The organism is Marinospirillum sp., assembly GCF_044810985.1.
GTDB lineage: Bacteria > Pseudomonadota > Gammaproteobacteria > Pseudomonadales > Halomonadaceae > Marinospirillum.
Window position 1 is genome coordinate 931,090 of sequence record NZ_CP085242.1, and the last position, 16,560, is coordinate 947,649.

General features: G+C 55.3%; 12 protein-coding genes. 6 read left to right on the forward strand and 6 right to left on the reverse strand.

Features of this window, described 5'->3' with window-relative positions:
• Positions 1–113 precede the first annotated feature (113 nt).
• Positions 114–761 carry a 3-isopropylmalate dehydratase small subunit gene (gene leuD, locus LG323_RS04480; RefSeq protein WP_404419411.1) on the reverse strand — a complete coding sequence of 216 codons (648 nt, stop codon included), beginning with the start codon at positions 759–761 and terminating at the stop codon, positions 114–116.
• A gap of 223 nt (positions 762–984) precedes the next feature.
• Complete coding sequence (gene leuC / locus LG323_RS04485; RefSeq protein ID WP_404419413.1) at positions 985–2,400, reverse strand: 3-isopropylmalate dehydratase large subunit; 1,416 nt, start codon at positions 2,398–2,400, stop codon at positions 985–987.
• Between the two features lie 108 nt (positions 2,401–2,508).
• Between leuC and LG323_RS04490 the strand changes: the two genes are divergently transcribed.
• Positions 2,509–3,381, forward strand: coding sequence for a LysR family transcriptional regulator (locus LG323_RS04490; protein WP_310697929.1), 873 nt, complete (start codon positions 2,509–2,511; stop codon positions 3,379–3,381).
• On the opposite strand, the gene LG323_RS04495 is transcribed toward LG323_RS04490, so the two are convergent.
• Positions 3,354–5,411: a putative bifunctional diguanylate cyclase/phosphodiesterase gene (locus LG323_RS04495; RefSeq protein WP_404419415.1), complete on the reverse strand. Its 2,058-nt coding sequence runs from the start codon at positions 5,409–5,411 to the stop codon at positions 3,354–3,356. The genes LG323_RS04490 and LG323_RS04495 overlap by 28 nt on opposite strands.
• An 82-nt stretch (positions 5,412–5,493) precedes the next feature.
• A complete protein-coding gene (locus tag LG323_RS04500) occupies positions 5,494–6,822 on the reverse strand; it encodes a diguanylate cyclase domain-containing protein (RefSeq protein ID WP_404419417.1) in 1,329 nt (442 codons plus the stop codon).
• A gap of 196 nt (positions 6,823–7,018) precedes the next feature.
• Here LG323_RS04500 and LG323_RS04505 point away from each other — a divergent pair, with 196 nt between their 5' ends.
• The 5 genes from LG323_RS04505 (at position 7,019) to LG323_RS04525 (ending at position 14,186) form a co-directional block, all read left to right on the forward strand.
• The gene (locus tag LG323_RS04505) at positions 7,019–8,188 is read left to right on the forward strand and encodes an isovaleryl-CoA dehydrogenase (protein WP_404419419.1); all 1,170 of its coding nucleotides are present in this window, start codon (positions 7,019–7,021) and stop codon (positions 8,186–8,188) included.
• Positions 8,189–8,499: 311 nt separating this feature from the next.
• Positions 8,500–10,107, forward strand: coding sequence for a carboxyl transferase domain-containing protein (locus LG323_RS04510; RefSeq protein WP_404419420.1), 1,608 nt, complete (start codon positions 8,500–8,502; stop codon positions 10,105–10,107).
• A gap of 10 nt (positions 10,108–10,117) precedes the next feature.
• Positions 10,118–10,903, forward strand: coding sequence for an enoyl-CoA hydratase-related protein (locus tag LG323_RS04515; RefSeq protein WP_404419422.1), 786 nt, complete (start codon positions 10,118–10,120; stop codon positions 10,901–10,903).
• 183 nt (positions 10,904–11,086) lie between these two features.
• Positions 11,087–13,120 (forward strand): acetyl/propionyl/methylcrotonyl-CoA carboxylase subunit alpha, encoded by a 2,034-nt coding sequence (locus tag LG323_RS04520; protein WP_404419424.1) that lies wholly within the window; start codon positions 11,087–11,089, stop codon positions 13,118–13,120.
• A 166-nt stretch (positions 13,121–13,286) separates the two neighbouring features.
• Entirely contained in the window at positions 13,287–14,186 is a 900-nt protein-coding gene (locus tag LG323_RS04525; protein ID WP_404419425.1) for a hydroxymethylglutaryl-CoA lyase, read from the forward strand.
• 3 nt (positions 14,187–14,189) lie between these two features.
• Here LG323_RS04525 and rluF read toward each other — a convergent pair whose 3' ends face one another.
• Complete coding sequence (gene rluF / locus LG323_RS04530) at positions 14,190–15,086, reverse strand: 23S rRNA pseudouridine(2604) synthase RluF (RefSeq protein ID WP_404419427.1); 897 nt, start codon at positions 15,084–15,086, stop codon at positions 14,190–14,192.
• 76 nt (positions 15,087–15,162) lie between these two features.
• Positions 15,163–16,512 carry an alanine/glycine:cation symporter family protein gene (locus LG323_RS04535; RefSeq protein ID WP_404419429.1) on the reverse strand — a complete coding sequence of 450 codons (1,350 nt, stop codon included), beginning with the start codon at positions 16,510–16,512 and terminating at the stop codon, positions 15,163–15,165.
• Between the last annotated feature and the right edge of the window lie 48 nt (positions 16,513–16,560).

Here is a 16,560-nt window from a genome sequence, read left to right on the forward strand (position 1 = left end):
TCATGAGCGCAGGTCAGGCAAGGCAAAATTGATCGAAATAGCGGAGTTTACATATAAGTAAATGAGCATTTTGAGAGCAATTTTAACGCAGCATCACCAAGCGCAATAGTTGGTCAGGGGTTCTTGGAAAATATCCAGGGCGTCTGTTCGGCTCGTTTCGTCTCATAAGCATGAATGGCATCAGCGTCTTTAAGCGTCAGGCCGATATCATCCAGGCCTTCAATCAGGCAGTGCTTGCGAAACGAGTCCATTGCAAATTCCAGGACTTCACCGGAAGGTGTGGTCACGGTCTGGGCTGGCAAGTCAATCAACAGGCGATAGCCTTCAGTGGCTGCAACTTCCTGGAAGAGGCGATCCACTGTGGCTTCATCCAGCTGAATCAATAAAAGACCGTTTTTAGGCGCATTATTGAAGAAGATATCTGCAAAGCTGGGCGCAATCACTGCACGAAAGCCGTAGTCCACCAGCGCCCAGGGGGCGTGTTCGCGTGAGGAACCGCAACCGAAGTTTTTACGTGCCAGCAGGATTTCACTGCCCTGATAACGCGGCTGATTGAGGACAAATTCAGGGTTCAAAGGGCGCTTGGAAGCATCCTGACCTGGAAATCCTTCATCCAGATAACGCAGTTCGTCAAACAAATTGGGGCCGAAGCCGGTGCGCTTGATGGACTTCAAAAACTGTTTGGGAATGATCAGGTCGGTATCGACATTGGCACGATCCAGCGGTGCCACCAGGCCATTCTCTTGGGTAAATTTTTTCATCTTTATTCTCCTAGAGAGAGCTGCAGTAACTGGCTTTCAGCCGGTCATGTTATTCGGCGCATTCGGTTTTCCTACCTCAAGCGCCGCGCTGCGCAGTCCCTGCTACGCTTTTCACATGAAACGGCTTACGCCAGTCTCAGCGAGGGTTACCTAGATATCTCAAGTCGCGGCAAGGTTGTCTGTAGCAAGTATCGACCTGCATCCAAGTCAGCCTCACTGAGAATCAAAACTCGCGCACATCGACAAAATGACCGGCGATGGCAGCGGCAGCGGCCATGGCGGGGCTGACCAGGTGGGTGCGGCCACCGTAGCCCTGGCGTCCTTCGAAGTTGCGGTTGGAGGTGGACGCACAGTGTTCGCCCTGCCCCAGTTTGTCAGCATTCATTGCCAGGCACATGGAACAACCGGGTTCCCGCCATTGAAAGCCTGCTTCGATGAAAATTTTGTCCAGCCCTTCTTCTTCAGCCTGTTTTTTCACCAGACCAGAACCGGGTACCACCAGCGCTTCTTTCAGGCTGGAAGCCACTTTGCGCCCTTTGGCCACTTCTGCCGCTGCGCGCAGGTCTTCTATACGCGAGTTGGTGCAGGAGCCAATAAAGACGCGATCCAGTTGAATATCCGTGATCGCCTGATTGGGTTGCAGGCCCATGTATTTCAAAGCGGCTTCCCAACCCTTACGCTGGCTTTCATCTTCTGCCTGGGCCGGGTCAGGTACTTTGCCATTGACCGGCACAACCATTTCCGGTGAGGTGCCCCAGCTAACCTGGGGTTCAATACTGGCGGCATCCAGTTTGACGACCTTGTCAAAGGCCGCATCAGAGTCTGAGTGCAGGGTATTCCAGTAGGCCACTGCCTGCTCCCATTGCTCGCCTTTAGGGGCAAAAGGACGTCCCTTCACATAATCAATCGTTGTTTGATCACAACCAACCAGTCCAACGCGAGCACCGGCTTCAATGGCCATGTTGCAGATGGTCATGCGACCTTCCATCGACAGGGCTTCAATGGCGCTACCCGCAAATTCCATGGCATACCCCGTGCCACCTGCAGTGCCGATTTCACCAATCACGGCCAGAATAATATCCTTGGCCGTGACACCCGGTTGCAGTTGACCGTCCACCTGTACCAGAAGGTTTTTCATCTTGCGCTGGATCAGGCACTGGGTCGCCAGTACGTGCTCGACTTCCGAGGTGCCAACGCCATGTGCAAGAGCAGCAAAAGCACCATGAGTGGCGGTATGGGAGTCACCACACACCAGGGTCATGCCCGGCAGAGTGGCACCCTGTTCGGGGCCAACCACGTGCACAATGCCCTGGCGGATGTCATTGATCTTGAATTCGGTGATTTTGAATTCATCGCAGTTGTCATCCAGCGTTTGTACCTGAATGCGCGAGGTTTCATCTTCAATACCGCTGACACCGGCAGAGCGCTCTTTCAAGGTGGTGGGGACATTGTGATCCGGGGTGGCCAGGTTGGCACCCAGGCGCCAGGGCTGACGCCCGGCCAGGCGCAAGCCTTCAAAAGCCTGGGGGGAGGTCACTTCGTGCAAGAGTTGACGGTCGATATAAATCAGGGCGGTGCCATCTTCACGTTGTTTAACGAGATGGGCATCCCAGAGTTTGTCGTATAAAGTTTGAGCCATGGTTTTTCTCCTCAGAGGCGAGTCAGGTTGCGACTCTTGCACTCATCTTAACGCCTGTGATTCAATAAAACCAATTCATAGATTTCATAAACAGGATAACCAAAGAGAATGGATATTCAATCCTTACAGGCGTTTATTCAGGTGGCCGAGAAGGGGTCTTTTTCCAGAGCGGCCGAAGCACTCTTTATCTCTCAGCCTGGCGTCAGCAAGCGAATTGCCAGCCTGGAAGAACAGCTCAACCAGAAGCTTTTTGACCGCATCGGGCGCAGCATCACCCTGACCCAGGCTGGCTTTGCCCTTCTTCCCAGAGCGCGCAAACTGCTGGTTGACCTGGAGGACACCCGCCGTTTGCTGGCCAACCTCAGTGGTGAAGTGCTTGGCCCCTTGATTCTGGCCACCAGCCATCATATCGGCCTGCACCGTCTGCCGCCCCTGCTCAAGGAGTTCACCCAGAATCACCCCCAGGTCAAACTGGACATGCGATTCCAGGATTCGGAGCAGGCCTATGCCGGAGTGATTGCCGGTGATCTGGAACTGGCCATAGTCACCCTGGCTCCGGTGCCTGACCCCTCTCTGGTTGTCGTGCCTGTCTGGACGGATCAGATGCGTTTTGTAGTCGCCAAGGGCCATCCCTTGAATCGTTTGCCCAGCCTGGATCTGGATGACCTGACCCACCATGATGCTGTTTTGCCGGGCCAGCAGACCTTCACGCGGGGAATCGTTGAACAGGTGTTTCGTGAGCAGGATCTGGAACTGAATGTCACCCTCTCCACCAATTACATGGAAACCCTGAAGATGATGGTGTCCATCGGGCTGGGCTGGAGCCTGTTACCGGAAACCCTGATCGATGACAGCCTGGTGGTTCTCAAACTGAATCACCCGCCCATCACCCGCCCTCTGGGTTTTCTGTATCACCGTGAGCGCACCCTGTCCAATGCGGCGCGCAAGATGATTCAGCTGCTGGAAGCCGCCAAAAGCTGAATGAAATCGTCTTCGATCAAAGGCTTGTAAAAGTAATACCCCTGGGCGTGAGGGCAACCCATGTCGAACAGTTGCTGGGCCTGACAGCTGTCTTCCACGCCTTCGGCCACCAGATCCAGTGACAGGTTCTGGGCCAGTTGAATGATGGTTTTGACAATGCTTAAGCTAACGGGATCATCGCCCATGTCCAGAATAAAGGAGCGATCAATTTTCAGGGTTGAAAGGGGCAGCTTGCGCAGATAAGAAAGACTGGAGTAGCCGGTACCAAAGTCATCCAGAGCAATACGAAAGCCCCGCTCCTTTAAGCGAGCCAGGCTCATCAAGGCTTTGAGTTCATTTTTCATCAGGCCGGTTTCGGTGATTTCCAATTCCAGCAGGCTGATGTCCAGGTCATACTCGTGCAGCAACTCTTCCAGCCAGTCAGGAAACTCCTCCTGCTCCAATTGCTGTACTGAAATATTAACCGCAATTCGGGGCAAGGACAGACCGGCTTCACGCCAGCTCACCAGTGACTTGCAGGTCTGGCGCAGCACCCAGCTGCCGATGTCCACAATCAAACCGGATTCTTCTGCCAACGGAATAAACACCCCAGGCGAAAGCGGCCCCAGCTCAGGGTGACACCAGCGCAACAAGGCTTCGGCACCATAGACGTGACCGGATTCGAGTAAAACCTTGGGCTGGAAGCTCAAGCTCAAGCCTCCACCCTTGATTGCAGAACGCAGGGCCTGTTCCAGCTTGAGTCTTTCCCTGGCTTCCTGGCTCATTTCCTGATCAAAGAAGCGAAAAGTGTCGCGACCGGCTTTTTTGGCTTCCAAGAGAGCCGCCTGGGCATTAATCAGCAACTGATCCGGCGTTTCGGCATCCTGGGGAAAGAAGGCGACACCGATGGATGGACTCAGGGTGACCCGGTGTTCGGTGAGATCAATTTCTTCCTGCAGGACTTCTTTCAGCTCGTTGGCTAACTGGCTGATATCATGCAGGGAGCTGTAATCCTCGACCAGCAAAGCAAATTCATCAGCACCAATTCTGACCAGGGTGTCCGCCTCCTGAACTTTTGCTTTCAGCTTGGCACTTTGCATACGGATCAGGCGATCACAGTTGGTGTGGCCCAGGCTGTCATTGATCAGCTGGATGTGCCCCAGATCAACAATCAAAAGCGCCAGCTTTTCTTCCTGGCCCTTGGCCTGGCGTATCCCATGCTGCAAACGCTCACTCAACAAGTGCCGATTACCCAGACCCGTGAGGGGATCATGGTGCACCAGGTGCTGGATTTCCTCTTCCTTGGCCTGCATTTCACTCAGGTCATGAAAAATGGAAACATAGTTTTCAATGCGCCCCTGGACATCGCGCACACAGGTAATGGTCAACCACTGCAGGTAAACACTGCCGTTCTTGCGCCGATTCCAGACCTCGCCCTGCCAGCGATCCTTGTCAGCAATACTTTGCCACATGGCATCATAAAAGGCCTGATCATGGTGGTCGGAACGCAACAACCTTGGCGTTTTCCCGACCACTTCTTCCGCCGTGTAGCCGGTTATTTCCACAAAAGCCGGATTAACGTGCTGAATACGTGCGCGACCGTCGGTCACAATCAGGCCTTCAATGGCATGATCAAAAGCCCGCTTTGCCAGACGCCTCTGGGTTTCCAGGCGACGGCGACGGCGCAAATCCCGGCCAATACCGGTAATCCAGAGGGGCCGCCCCTCTTCATCGGTATGCAAGATGATGGTCATCTGCATGGGGATGGGCTGGTCGTTGCTATCCCGAAACTCCAACTCACCCTCCCAGCGCCCTTTACCCTCCAGCAAGCCGGCAAAAATTTCCGTATCCAGCTTTCGATATACCGCGGGGGCGTGCAGGTCCTTGACGGTGAGGCGCTCTTTCTCGAGATCGAGATCATGGGGCAGCACCAGCAGTTGCCGGGCTGAAGGATTCAGATAAAGCAGGCGTTGCTCCAGATCTATGGTAGCAATCAACTCACTGGCAGCATCCAAAATAGCTTGTTGGCGGCTGGATTTGCAAAAGCTCAAGGGCAACACTCACTCAACTGATAACCTGAAAAATAAAAGGGTATTTGTTTTACAAAAAATTAACAAGCATTACAAATCAATCTTATCGATGCGGCTTATTCTTGTAACTCAGCTCAGGATCAAAAACCCTGGCCCTTCCCCGTCCGGCATGCTTGGCCGCATACATGGCGTCATCACTGCAAACAATCAGGGTATCGGCATCCTCACCGTGTTCTGGATAAAGACTGATACCAATACTCACACCCACCTGACGGCTTTCCCCGTCACGAAAACTCAAGGGCTCACTGACCACGTTAATGATCTCATCGGCCAGATCCAAAGCCTGGGTTTTTGCTGTTTCTCTGTCCCGCTCGGTCATCAGAACGATAAATTCATCACCCCCCAGGCGGGCCAGCATGTCCTGAGCAGGCAACAGCTTGCCGATGCGCAAGGCAATATCCTTGAGCACCCGGTCTCCTGCCTTGTGGCCCAGCTCATCATTAATGGGCTTGAACTTGTCCAGATCCATGAACAGCAGAGCCAAAGCCAGCTGCTTTTGTTTTGCTTTCTGCAGGGCTTGTTCCAGAGTTTTCAGAAAAAGGCCGCGATTGGGCAGCTCAGTCAGGGTGTCATGAGTGGCCAGATAATGCAGGTTGGCCTGATTTTCGTGGCGCTCCGTCACATCCATCAGGTACCCGTACCAGACGGTTCCACCCTGGCTTTTGGGTTCCGGCGAGGAATGCAGTTCAATCCAGCGCAGGCCCTTGACCGGATGCCGGAAGCGAAACACGGTTTTCAAATCCTCCCGCTTTTCCTGCGAACCCAGAAAGCCCTTGCGTAAATCCTCCTGATCCTCGGCATGCACCCCGGCAAAAAAAGCCTGGGCATCCTGTTTTAATTCTTTGGCTTTAAGGCCCAGCAAAGCCGCCATCTTGGGGCCTGCCAGAGGAATACGGTTCTGCCCGGTCACCTCCTGGTGCAACTCAAAAGGCACACCGGGCAAATGCCGACTCAGCTTGTACCAGCGCTCACGATAACTTTCTTCCAGACGGCGGCTGGTCACCAGACGTGCAATCCCCAGCAGATGGGTCAGCTGGCTCTCAGCATTGAAGATGGGGGTCAGCAGGGTGTTGACCTGCTCCTTGACGCCCTGGGCATTAACCTGGGTCCAGGTATCGTATTCCTGAACCTCACGACTCTCTGCAGCCAACTGATAACGTGGCTGCAGATCGGCCAGGAGTTCTTCGGGAAAGCATTCACTGATCAGACGCCCCTCCTGCTGACCAAAGGGTTGCTCCAGATGCCGGGCAAACGCAGGGTTACAGGCAGCCACACGAAAATCCAGGCCCGGCAAAACCTCCAGCAAAAAACAGGCATCCTGGGCCTGGTTCAGCGCCTGCAGCCATAATTCATCCCGCTTTGCCTGTGTCATAAACAACCCTTGACTGAACCTCAGATCAACCCAGTATAAGCAGCCGCCCGCGTTGACTAAAGTAAAAAAAGGCTACTTTCTGCAGCCGTGACGCAGGAGTCAAAAATTTTCCCTTTACGTTAACGTAAACTTGCCCTAAAGTTCCCTTAATCCCAAACACAAGAAACCATCAACAAACATGCAGAGGGTAACGGCCATGCAATCCTTATTTAAAGATATGAACTTCGGACTGGACGAAGAGCTGAACATGCTGCGCGAACAGGTCAACGCCTTTGCTGCTGCCGAAATCGCTCCGCGTGCCGCTGAAATCGATAAGAACAATGAGTTCCCCAACGACCTCTGGAAAAAATTCGGCGACATGGGCCTGCTGGGCATCACCGTTTCTGAAGAATTTGGTGGCTCCGGCATGGGTTATCTGGCCCATTCCATCGCTCTGGAAGAAATCTCCCGCGCTTCTGCCTCCGTAGGCCTTTCCTACGGTGCCCACTCCAACCTCTGCGTCAACCAGATCAAGATCAACGGCAACCAGGCCCAGAAAGAGAAATACCTGCCCAAGCTTTGTTCCGGCGACCACATCGGCGCTCTGGCCATGTCCGAACCCAATGCCGGTTCCGATGTGGTGAGCATGAAACTGCGTGCCGACAAGAAAGGCGACAAGTACATCCTCAACGGCAACAAAATGTGGATCACCAATGGCCCGGATGCCAACACCTATGTTATCTACGCCAAAACCGACACCTCGGCTGGCTCCAAGGGTATTACCGCCTTTATCGTCGAGCGTGATTTCCCCGGTTTTTCCCGACACCAGAAACTCGACAAACTGGGCATGCGCGGCTCCAACACCTGTGAGCTGGTTTTCCAGGATTGCGAAGTCCCCGAAGAAAATGTTCTGGGCGAAGTCGGCAAGGGCGTACGCGTTCTGATGAGCGGCCTGGACTACGAACGCACCGTTCTGGCAGCTGGCCCGATCGGCATCATGCAAGCCGCCCTGGACATCGTGGTGCCCTACATCCACGAACGTAAGCAATTCGACCAGTCCATTGGTGAATTCCAGCTGGTGCAGGGCAAGGTGGCGGACATGTACTCCACCATGAGTGCCTGCCGCGCTTACCTCTATGCTGTGGCCCGTGCCTGTGACCGTGGCGAAACCAGCCGCAAGGATTCTGCCGGGGTTATTCTCTATTCTGCCGAAAAAGCCACCCAGGTTGCCCTGGACGCCATCCAACTGCTGGGCGGCAATGGCTATATCAACGAATACGCCACCGGACGCCTGCTGCGTGATGCCAAACTCTATGAAATCGGTGCTGGCACCAGCGAAATCCGCCGCATGCTGATTGGCCGTGAGATCTTCAACGAATCGCGCTAAGAGACCTGGCCAGCTTGCAACTCAGCAGATATTGGTCGATTGACAGGTGGATAAACCGGGAGACGCCCGTAAATACCTCCCTGTAGGGCTCGACTGCTGCCTTCCATGGCAGCAGACGCTCCCGGTTCACCCCACCTGCCGCCGCCCGTAAGACTGAGCAAGAAGGTGCAAGGTGCTGCTGTGTCAGGCTGTCCACGACAGGACGTCGTGGCCAGAGCTTACAGGGATGTATTCACGCGTCCTGACAAGCAGTGCCTTGCGCCGAACAAGCCAGACATGCGGACATAACAACTTTACTAAGGATCACCAGCATGACCGTGATTAAATCGCAGATAAACACCCGCTCGCCGCAGTTTGCCGAGAAAGATGCAGCGATGCGCGGCCTGCTTGAAGACTTGCACCAGAAGCTCGATCAGGTCAAAGCCGGAGGCGGTGCCAAGGCCCAGGAACGCCATCTTTCCCGTGGCAAACTCCTGCCCCGCGAGCGCATTGAGCGTCTGCTGGATCAGGGCGCACCCTTTCTGGAATTTTCCCAACTCGCCGCCTGGGAAGTCTATGACGACTTCGTTCCCAGCGCAGGCATCATCACGGGTATTGGCCGGGTGTCTGGCGTCGAGTGCATTATTGTTGCCAATGATGCCACCACCAAGGGCGGCACCTACTACCCGCTGACGGTGAAAAAACACCTGCGCGCTCAGGAAATCGCGCGCAAGAATCGCCTGCCCTGTATTTATCTGGTGGACTCCGGTGGTGCTAACCTGCCCAATCAGGATGATGTCTTCCCCGACCGCGATCACTTTGGCCGTATCTTCTACAACCAGGCCAATATGTCCGGTGAAGGCATTCCTCAGATTGCCTCGGTGATGGGCTCCTGTACCGCAGGCGGTGCTTATGTTCCCGCCATGGCCGATGAGTCCATCATCGTCAAGGAACAGGGCACTATTTTCCTCGCCGGGCCACCACTGGTTAAAGCCGCAACCGGTGAAGTCGTCACCGCTGAAGATCTGGGTGGAGCCGATGTCCACGCTAAAATCTCCGGTGTGGCCGACCACTATGCCCTGAATGATGAACACGCCCTGCAGCTGGTGCGCCGCTCGATTGCCCGTCTGAACTGGCGCAAGCAGGGCGAGCTGGATATCCAGCCTTCCCGACCGCCGATTTATGACCCGGAAGAAATCTACGGCATTGTCGGCAATGACCTGCGCAAACCCTATGATGTGCGTGAAGTCATCGCCCGTGTCGTGGATGCCTCGGAGTTTGATGAATTCAAACGCTGGTACGGCGACACCCTGGTCACGGGTTTTGCGCGGATTCACGGCTATCCGGTGGGCATTGTTGCCAATAACGGCGTGCTCTTCTCCGAGTCTGCCCAGAAGGGTGCCCACTTTGTTGAGCTTTGTGCCCAGCGCGGCATTCCCCTGGTCTTCCTGCAGAACATCACCGGCTTTATGGTGGGTTCGCGCTACGAACATGAAGGCATTGCCAAGCACGGAGCCAAGATGGTCACGGCCGTGGCCTGTGCTCAGGTGCCCAAATTCACCGTACTCATTGGCGGCAGTTTTGGTGCCGGTAACTACGGCATGTGTGGCCGTGCTTATGACCCCAATTTCATGTGGATGTGGCCCAACGCCCGCATTTCGGTGATGGGCGGCGAACAGGCGGCCAACGTCCTGGCTCAGGTCAAGCGCGAACAACACGACCGCAATGGCACTGAATGGGCGCAGGAAGATGAAGAAGCCTTCAAAAAACCCGTGCGTGACATGTACGAACACCAGGGCCATCCTTACTATGCCAGTGCGCGTTTGTGGGATGACGGTATTCTTGACCCGGTACAAACCCGTGACACCCTCGGGCTGGCTATTTCCGCCTCCCTGAACGCACCCATCAAACCGACACGCTTCGGCGTCTTCCGCATGTAAGGAGAAGAAGATGAGTGAAGAACAGGCTTTACTGGAAATCGACAAGCGCGGGGTGGCCTACCTCACCCTCAACAAACCCGAAGTGCACAACGCCTTTGACGATGCCCTGATCAGCGATCTGCTCGGTAAGCTGGCAGAAGTTCGTGAAGCTGGTGCCCGTGCGCTGGTACTGGGTTCTCGCGGAAAAAGCTTTTCTGCCGGTGCTGATTTGGGCTGGATGCAACGCATGGCTGCCTACAGCGAAGAAGAAAACCGCCAGGATGCCCAGGAGTTGGCGCGCCTGATGCACGAACTCGACACCCTACCCTGCCCCAGCGTTTGCCGGGTGCAAGGCGCAACCTTTGGTGGTGCCGTAGGTCTTGCTGCCTGCTGCGATATCGTCGTCGCCAGCGAAAAAGCCCGCTTCTGTCTGTCTGAAGTCAAAATCGGCCTCTCCCCTGCCGTCATCAGCCCCTACGTGGTACGGGCCATCGGCGAAAGAGCCATGCGCCGCTACGCCCTGACTGCCGAAGTCATCACCGTACAGAATGCCAATCAACTCGGCCTGGTGAATGAAATCACAACTGATGATGCCCTCGACGGTCAGGTGGAATACTTCGTGGAAACCTTATTAGCCAACAGCCCCCAGGCCGTCGCCAGAACCAAACAACTGATCGACTACGTCGCCGACAGACCGGCTGACGAAACCACCCAGGACTACACCACCCGCTTGATTGCTGAAATCCGCGTCTCCGACGAAGGCCAGGAAGGGCTCAGCGCCTTCTTTGAAAAACGCGCACCGGGGTGGCAGGAATAATTATGACATCGCTCGCGGAGCGAGCTCCCACAAAAAATTCCTACCTTGTAGGAGGCCGCTCTGCGGCCGATTGCAGCCCTGGTGAGAACGCAGTCCTGTGGGAGCGCATTCTGAATCTGTGGGAGCGCAATCTGTGCGCGATCAACAATCGACCCAAAACATAATTAAAGAGAGGAACGCCTGATGTTCCGTAAAATACTGATTGCCAACCGCGGCGAAATTGCCTGCCGCGTGATTAGAACCGCTCATCGCCTGGGCATCCGCTGTGTGGCCGTTTATTCGGATGCCGACCGCCACGCCCTGCATGTAAAAATGGCCGATGAAGCCGTGAACCTGGGCGCTGCTGCGGCCAAGGACAGCTACCTGGTGATTGAAAAGGTCATTGAAGCCGCCCGACAAACCGGTGCTGAAGCCATCCACCCCGGTTATGGCTTCCTCTCCGAAAACAGCCGTTTTGTGGAAGCCTGTGATGCTGCAGGTATCGCCTTTATCGGCCCACCCGTGGGTGCCATTGAAGCCATGGGCTCCAAATCCGCCGCCAAACACATCATGGAAAAAGCCGGTGTGCCCTTGGTACCCGGTTATCACGGTGATGGCCAAAGCCCGGAATTGCTCAAGGCTGAAGCCGAAAAAATCGGTTACCCCGTTCTGCTGAAAGCCACAGCGGGCGGTGGCGGCAAGGGCATGCGCATTGTCGAAAAAGCCGGTGAATTTGAGCAGGCCCTGGCCTCGGCCAAGCGCGAAGCCATCAATGGCTTTGGTGATGACACCATGCTGGTGGAAAAATACCTGGTCAAACCGCGCCACGTGGAGTTTCAGGTTTTCTGCGACAGCCAGGGTAACGGCGTCTATCTGTTCGAGCGTGATTGCTCGGTGCAGCGCCGCCACCAGAAGGTGATTGAAGAAGCCCCGGCTCCCGGTATGAGCGAAGAACTTCGCGCCCAGATGGGGGATGCTGCCCTCAAGGCCGCTCAGGCTATTGGTTATGTCGGTGCAGGCACGGTGGAATTCCTGTTGGATGTCGACGGCAGTTTCTTCTTTATGGAAATGAATACCCGCCTGCAGGTTGAACACCCGGTCACGGAAATGATCACCGGTGAAGACCTGGTGGAATGGCAGCTTAAAGTTGCTGCCGGTCAGCCTCTGCCCAAGAGCCAGAGCGAACTGGTCATCAAGGGCCATTCTTTTGAAGCCCGTATTTATGCTGAAGACCCGGACAAGGACTTTCTGCCCGCCACCGGCACCCTCAGTTACCTGCGCACCCCCGAAGAAAATCGCCATGTGCGTGTGGATACCGGGGTACTGGAAGGTGATGAGGTCAGCATCTATTACGACCCCATGATTGCCAAGCTGATTGTCTGGGATACCACCCGTGAAGCCGCCCTCAGCCGCCTGGCACAATCCCTGGGTGAATACCGCATTGCCGGGGTCACCACCAACACCCGTTTTCTGAAACGCCTGGCCGAAGCACCACCCTTCCAGCAGGCTGACCTGGATACCGGCTTTATCGAACGCCATGAAGCCCTGCTGTTTGATGACAAGGGCGGCAGCTACAGCCCCAACCTGCTGGCCCTGGCGGCTCTTTATGCCCTGCTGAAACTGGATCAGGAACGCCAGCAGGAAGCACGCCTCTCCCGCGATCCTTTCTCACCCTGGCACGGCTTTGGTGGTTGGCGCTTGAATACCAACCCCACCCTGAAACTGCGTTTTGCCCTTCCCGACCAGGAAGAAAGCCTGGAAGTACTGGTCCAGGCCAGCGATGCCACCGGCAACAAGAACCTCTGGACGGTTCGGGTGGGTGACCACAAACTGCTGGTGGAAGGACGCTTGCATGATGACCGCCTGGAAGCCGTAGTCAATGGTCACCATCGCAGCGTGCATGTGGCGGATCTCAACAACCAACTGACCCTCTTCACCGCTGATGAACACTTCAACTGCCAGTGGATGCGCCCCGATCTGGACAACCATGAATTTGAAGAAGCCAGCGCCAACCTCACCGCACCCATGAACGGCTCGGTGGTGACTTTGCTGGTCGAACCCGGCCAGGAAGTCAGCAAAGGCGATGCCCTGATGGTCATGGAAGCCATGAAAATGGAACACACCCTCAGCGCCCCCGCCGACGGCCAGGTGGAAGAATTCTTCTTTGTTGCCGGTGACCTGGTCAGCCAGGGTGCTGAATTATTAAAGTTTGCTGCCACTGAAACAGAAGAAGCCTAAATAGAGGATCGCGCAGAGACTCACTGTGGGAGCTCGCTGTGGGAGTTCACTGTGGGAGTTCACTGTGGGAGCTCGCTCCGCGAGCGATATTTTTCGAGGATCGCGCAGGGACTGCGCTCCCACAAGACTGAGCTCCTACACCAAAACATCAAAGCAGGAGAAAAAAATGTCTTTTCCCAAACAGGTTCGTCTGGTTGAGGTTGGTGCCCGCGATGGCCTGCAGAACGAGCCGAGTCCGGTTTCAACCGAAACCAAGCTGGAGCTGATTGATCGTCTGGCTGCTGCCGGGGTGAGTTATATCGAAGCAGCCAGTTTTGTTTCGCCCAAGTGGGTGCCGCAAATGGGCGATGCCCGCGAGGTGATGACCGGCATTCAGCGCCGTAAAGGAGTGACCTATTCAGCCCTGACGCCTAACCTGAAAGGGCTGGAAGGTGCACTGGAAACCGGTGTTCAGGAAGTGGCCGTGTTTGGTGCCGCTTCCGAAAGCTTCACCAAAAAGAATATCAACTGCACCATCGCTGAATCCTTGGAGCGCTTTGCTCCGGTGATTGAAAAAGCACGCGCAGCAGGTATTCCGGTCAGGGGCTATGTTTCCACAGTACTGGGTTGCCCCTATGAAGGCGATATAGCGCCGGAGAAGGTTGCCGAAGTCAGCAAGACGCTGTTTGATATGGGCTGCTATGAAATCTCGCTGGGCGACACCATCGGCGTCGGCACCCCCCTGAAAGCCAAGCGCATGCTAGAAGTGGTCAGTCGCGACATCCCCATGGACAGGCTGGCCGCTCACTTCCACGACACCTACGGTCAGGCCCTGGCGAACCTCTATGCGGTGCTGGAAGAAGGCATCAGCATCATTGATTCCTCAGTGGCTGGACTGGGCGGTTGCCCCTACGCCAAGGGTGCTTCCGGCAATGTCGCCAGTGAAGATGTCGTCTACCTGCTGCACGGCCTGGGCATCCATACCGGTATCGACCTGCAAAAACTGGCTGAAACCGGCCACTGGATCACCCAGAGCATCCAGCGACCCAACCGCTCCAAAGTCGGTACCGCTTTAATGGCAAAATAGCTTTCACCCCCGCTTTTTGCTTTTGCCGCCAGGATAAGGTTTCTTGCCGGACTTTTTGCCGGGAGGCTTGCCTTTTCTGGCTGGCTTGCGTTCAGGACGAGGTGGCTGGGGCTTTTTGCGGGCAGGCTTGGGCGTTTTGCGCACAGAAGGGGCCGCCTGGGTGCTGGCTTCTTCGGTGGCACTGGAATCAGCCACCATCTGGTTGATCAGGGCCATTTCTTTTTTATTCAAAGGTCGCCATTGACCAACGTTCAGATCGCCCAGGCTGATATTCATGATGCGCACGCGCTTCAAGCGAGTGACTTCATAGCCCAGGTATTCAGCCATGCGGCGAATCTGGCGATTCATGCCCTGGGTGAGGATGATATTGAAGCTTTTCGGCCCCAACTGCCGGACGCGGCAGGGTTGGGTCACAGTACCGAGAATCGGCACGCCGGAAGCCATTTTCTGCACAAATTCCGAGCCAAAGGGTTTATCCACCGTCACCACATATTCCTTGTCGTGGGCATTCCCGGCACGCAGGATCTTGTTGACGATATCACCGTCATTGGTCAGCAAAATCAGACCTTCGGAAGGCTTGTCCAGCCGCCCGATGGGAAAGATACGGCCCTTCCTGTAATTAACCGCTTGAACAATATTGTCAGGCACTTCAGGGTCAGTGGTGCAGGTCACACCCACCGGCTTGTTGTAGGCCAGATAAACCGGGGCAGGCTTGGCCTTCAGAGGCTTCCCGCGCACCATCACCCGATCTTCCGGGGTCACCCGCAGGCCCATTTCCGCCACCCGGCCATTGACCTTCACCTGGCCTTCTTCAATCATGCGGTCGGCTTCCCGGCGGGAGCAGATGCCCGTTTCACTGATGAACTTGTTCAGGCGGGTGGTGGTGTCTTGGCTGGTCATCTGGTTGCTATTCCGATCAGGAGTTAAAGGCGACTATTGTGCCTGCAACCCTGACCGGAAAAAACCACTAACTCTTTTAATGAGCAGCAAAATACTCTTTGCTGAGTCTGAATACCACTGGACTCAAGAGCACCAGAGCCACCAGGTTAGGCAGGGCCATCATGGCATTCAGGGTATCCGCCAGCAGCCAGATGAATTCCAGATTGACCAGCGCCCCTACAGGAATCACCAGAATCCAGAGAACCCGATAAGGCTTGATGGCTTTAACCCCAAACAGATACTCGGCACAACGCTCACCATAGAAGGACCAACCCAGAATGGTGGTAAAGGCAAAAATGGCCAGGGAAATGGCCACCAGATAGTTACCAAAGGAGGGTAGAGCAGCACCAAAGGCAGCGCTGGTCAGGGCTGCACCTGATTCTCCGCTAGTCCAGACACCGCTGGTCACAATCACCAAGCCGGTCACCGAGCAGATAATCAGGGTATCAATGAAGGTGCCCAGCATGGCAATCATACCCTGGCGAACCGGGCTGTTGGTTTGGGCTGCAGCATGGGCAATCGGTGCAGAACCCAGACCCGCCTCATTGGAGAAAATACCCCGAGCCACACCAAAGCGAATGGCCGCCCAGACGGCTGCACCGGCAAAGCCACCCTGGGCAGCAACCGGAGTAAAGGCATATTCAACGATCATGGTCAGGGCTTCAGGTATCGCCGAGGCATTGATAGCCAGCACCACCAGACCCGCCAGCAGATAAGAAATGGCCATAAAGGGAACCAGGGCTGCAGCAACACGACCGATGCGGCGAATTCCACCAATCAATACCAGCCCGACCAACACCATGATCACCCCACCGGTCACGGCAGCTGGCAGGTTGAAGTTGGTTTCCAGTACATCAGCCACCGAGTTGGATTGCACGGTATTGCCGATACCAAAAGCCGCCACCCCACCAAAAATGGCAAACAAGGTGCCCAGCCAGGCCCATTTGGGTCCCAGGCCGTTTTTGATGTAATACATGGGGCCACCAACATGGTTGCCCTTTTCATCCACTTCACGGAAGTTGACTGCCAGAACGGCTTCGGCAAACTTGGTTGCCATCCCCACCAGAGCGGTAATCCACATCCAGAAAAGCGCACCGGGGCCACCCAGAAAAATGGCCGTGGCCACACCGGCAATATTCCCCGTGCCCACAGTCGCGGAAAGGGCGGTCATCAGAGCCTGGAAAGGAGGGATTTCACCCTTGTCAGCTTCTTCAGAGCCAGCACGGGTACCACTCAGCAACAGGCGAAACCCTTCGCCCAGCTTGAGAACCGGCATGAGTTTGAGTCCGATGGACAGAAACAAACCCACACCCAGAATAAGCACCAGCATCATGGGGCCCCAAACGACCCCATTAATACTGGTGACCAGAGATTCAATCGTTTCCATAAAAGTCTCCTGGCGCATGTTGTTTAAACATTAAAAATAAACTGTCCA